This is a genomic window from Thalassobacterium maritimum, assembly GCF_031127805.1.
In the GTDB taxonomy this organism is placed as follows: domain Bacteria; phylum Verrucomicrobiota; class Verrucomicrobiia; order Opitutales; family Coraliomargaritaceae; genus Thalassobacterium; species Thalassobacterium maritimum.
In genome coordinates, this window is the sequence record NZ_JARXHW010000103.1 from 1 (window position 1) to 3,507 (window position 3,507).

The window sequence follows — 3,507 nt, forward strand, 5'->3', positions numbered from 1 at the left end:
ACGTAGACGAAATACATGTCTGAATCCTCATTATCTCCAGCAATCCAGACAACAAAAAAGCCCTCCGATTTCTCGAAGGGCTTTAAATGGCTGCTCGGGCTGGGATCGAACCAGCGACCAAGTGATTAACAGTCACCTGCTCTACCGCTGAGCTACCGAGCAATAAAATTTAAAAGAACTATCTCTAACTCAATAACTCAAGTGATTAATCCCGATGGAATCGGGACTCTACCGCTGAGCTACCGAGCAATAAAATTAAAAAGAACTATCTCTGACTCAACAACTCAAGTGATTAATCCCGATGGAATCGGGACTCTACCGCTGAGCTACTGAGCAATAAAACTGTTTCTTCGGAGCCTCTCGGCTCGTTGGAAAGCGCGTATAAAGGGAATGATTTTGCCCCTTGTCAATAGTTTCGTGAGAATTTTTTAATTATTTTTCTGCCTCTTGTTTGAGGGGCTTTAAACTTGGGAAGAGGATGGTGTCACGAATGCTCTCAGCGCCTGTTAGAAGGATGATGAGACGGTCGATTCCTAGGCCCATGCCACCTGCGGGGGGCATGCCGTGCTCGAGCGCGGTGAGGAAGTCGGTGTCCATGTCTTGCACTTCTTCCCCGACCTGAGCCTCGAACATTTTGCGCTGGATGATGGGATCGTTCTGCTCGGAGTATGCGGGCGCGATCTCTTGTCCGTTGATGCAGAGCTCGAAGACGTCGATGGTGGTGTCGTCGTCTTGCGTGATCTTGGCCAAGGGGCAAAGCTCCTTGGGAATGTGGGTCACAAAGGTGGGCTGTATCAGCGTGGGCTCAATGAGCTTTTCAAAGACGTTGTTGGTGATCTCGTAGTCTTCGAGCTCGCCGTCGACCTCGATATTGAGGGCACGGGCTTTTTCGAGCTTGTCCTCGCGGCTATGGCTGAACCACTCGGCGTCGCCGGTGGCTTCGATGATGAGGTCCTTATATTTGGCTTCGCGCCATTCGCCGTCGAGGTTGATGACGGTGCCGTCGGGACGTGCGATTTCGAGGCTGCCGATCACGGTCTTAGCGACGTGTTGGATGAGCCCTTGTGTGAGCTCCATCATGCCGCGGAAGTCGGTGTAGGCCTGATAGAGTTCCAACATGGTGAACTCTGGGTTGTGGCGTCGGGAGAGGCCTTCGTTGCGGAAGACGCGGCCGATCTCGAAGACGCGGTCTTCGCCTGCGACGAGCATGCGCTTGAGGTAGAGCTCGAGCGCAATGCGCATATAGAAGTCGCAATCGAGGGCGTTGGAATGGGTGATGAATGGACGTGCGGCCGCACCGCCGGCGACGGACTGCAGCATGGGGGTTTCGACTTCGGTGAAGTCGCGCTCCCAGAGATACTTGCGCATTTCCTGAATAATTTTGGCGCGGTGACGGAAGCGTTGACGTGAGTCTTGGTTAACAATCAGGTCGAGATAGCGCTGACGATAGATTTTATCGTCGTCTGTGAGACCGGCCCATTTCTCGGGAAGTGGGCGCAGGGACTTGGAGACGAGTGTGTAGCTTTCGGCGCGGACGGTGATCTCGCCGGTCTTGGTTTTAAAAAGTCGGCCTTCGATGCCGATGATGTCGCCAAGATCGAGCTTTTTGAAATAGGTGTTATACTCCCCTTCTGGCAATTCGTCGCGGGTGACGTAGGCCTGGATCTGACCGTCGCGGTCTTGGATCTTAATAAAGCTGGCCTTGCCCATCACGCGGAAGACGACGATGCGTCCGGCCACGGCGACTTTGGGCTGTTCCTCATCGGCGACGCCTTCTTTATAGAGTTTAATCGCCTCCTCAGATGTATGGCTTTGCGCGCAGTTAGCGGCAAAGGGGTTGCGATCCTCTTTGCAGAGATTCTCAAGCTTTTGCAGGCGCACGGCGTATAAATCGTGCGAATTGTCGGGATTGGCGGTCTTATCTGTCATAACGAAGCCCGCGAATGTGCGCGCCTTGCCAGAAATGGCAAACGCAAATTCCACCGCTTGGCGAAGTGGAACTAGTGCAGTAAGTAAGTTGTGTAACCTGCGAGCATCGCCATTGCAAAAATGACGACAACAAAGACAAGCAGAAGTCTAGCGGTAAAGAGTGAGCGTAGTAGGATCAATTCGGTCAAACTGGCCCCCGCACTACCAATAATCAAAGCCAACACGGTCCCTGCGCCGACACCTTTGCTCATTAAGGCTGCCGCCAGTGGAATCACTGCTTCGGCCCGGATGTAGAGCGGCACTCCGATAACAGCCGCTATAGGAATCGCAAATGGATTATCCTCGCCGGCTACTTGTTCCAAAAAGGCGGCTGGCATATAGCCATAGATGACACTACCAATACCGATACCGAGGAGCAGATAGGGTAAGACTTCAACAAAGTCAGACCAGGCCTCACGCCAGAGCCCATGATAGCGTCCTTTTGTCGTGACCTGAGCCTTCCCGGCATCCTCGCCACAGCAAGCGCTCTCCGTGCGGATCGAAACCGGACTTTCACAGCAGCCCCCCACGACAGGCTGGAACACGGGCAGGTCATCTCCCTGCGTTGAATGCGAGCTGCGGTCGGATGCGTGCAGGACATCACTGCGTATCGTCCGCTCAAAGCCGAAAACTTGCAACAAGTAACCCGCCACCAAGGAGACTAAGAGTGCGGCCAAGGTATAAATCATTGTCAGTTGAAGCCCAAAAGTCGCCGCCAGCAGGACGACAATGATCGGATTGAGCAACGGAGATGCAAAAAGAAATACCATCATGGGCCCAAATCCCGCACGGGCTCGGATCAAGCCTTTCAACATGGGGATCGTCGAACAGCTGCAAAAAGGCGTCATCGCCCCCAGCGCAGCCGCAAGTAAATAGCTGCGCCCACGTCCAGCACTCAGTAAAACTTCAATCTTCGATGGCGGAATATGGCGCTGCAAGGCTCCTACCAACAGACTGATCCCTATGAATAAAATCGAGAGCTCGATCGCCAAAAAGGCAAACATGCTCAATGTATCCTGTAATTGCTCTGTCATAAATTTTATATTTCCAGTATTGTCGAAATATAGCTATAAATTGCTCCTTTGACATTTGTCCACAACATTTCCATGTTTTTCGAAATATAACGAATTGAGAATATGATTACAGATAAGGCAGCCGCCGAGAGCTTAGCGGAATTGGGCAACATACACCGCTTAGCGATCTATCGATACTTAGTCAAAGCGGGACACTCCGGTGCCTTGGTGGGCGATATTCAAAAGGCCTTGAATATTCCGGCCTCCACCCTCTCGCATCATTTAGCTCGCATGGGAAGAGTTGGTTTAATTCATCAGGTAAAACAAAGCCGCACGATTGTTTGCAGCCCAGATTACCAGCACTTACAGGAGCTCATTCATTTCCTTCAGGCAGAGTGCTGCGCGGGCGATTCGAAGGATCAAGCCGACTGGGGTGTGATTAAAAGTGCGGTGAGCTAATTCCAGAACCCCGTCCAACTGCCACTGGCTCTCCTGGCTCTAGTTTGTATAAGTGCATCTGCGTTCT

3 protein-coding genes and 1 tRNA gene are annotated in these 3,507 nt (G+C 52.2%); 1 reads left to right on the top strand and 3 read right to left on the bottom strand.

Going from position 1 to position 3,507, the window contains the following annotated elements; all coding sequences use genetic code 11:
• Positions 1-87: 87 nt before the first annotated feature.
• From QEH52_RS19140 to QEH52_RS19150, 3 genes are all read right to left on the bottom strand, one after another.
• Positions 88-162: transfer RNA gene (locus tag QEH52_RS19140), tRNA-Asn, on the bottom strand.
• 270 nt (positions 163-432) lie between these two features.
• Positions 433-1,929, bottom strand: coding sequence for a lysine--tRNA ligase (gene lysS, locus QEH52_RS19145; RefSeq protein ID WP_308952562.1), 1,497 nt, complete (start codon positions 1,927-1,929; stop codon positions 433-435).
• 71 nt (positions 1,930-2,000) lie between these two features.
• Positions 2,001-3,002 carry a permease gene (locus tag QEH52_RS19150; RefSeq protein WP_308952563.1) on the bottom strand — a complete coding sequence of 334 codons (1,002 nt, stop codon included), beginning with the start codon at positions 3,000-3,002 and terminating at the stop codon, positions 2,001-2,003.
• A gap of 102 nt (positions 3,003-3,104) precedes the next feature.
• On the opposite strand from QEH52_RS19150, the gene QEH52_RS19155 reads away from it, so the two are divergent.
• The gene (locus QEH52_RS19155; protein ID WP_308952564.1) at positions 3,105-3,440 is read left to right on the top strand and encodes an ArsR/SmtB family transcription factor; all 336 of its coding nucleotides are present in this window, start codon (positions 3,105-3,107) and stop codon (positions 3,438-3,440) included.
• The last annotated feature ends 67 nt before the right edge of the window (positions 3,441-3,507 follow it).

Coding starts and splice junctions, on each gene's coding strand:
- QEH52_RS19150 (WP_308952563.1), bottom strand. CDS start 3,002: ATGACAGAGCAATTACAGGATACATTGAGCATGTTTGCCTTTTTGGCG.
- QEH52_RS19155 (WP_308952564.1), top strand. CDS start 3,105: ATGATTACAGATAAGGCAGCCGCCGAGAGCTTAGCGGAATTGGGCAAC.
- lysS (WP_308952562.1), bottom strand. CDS start 1,929: ATGACAGATAAGACCGCCAATCCCGACAATTCGCACGATTTATACGCC.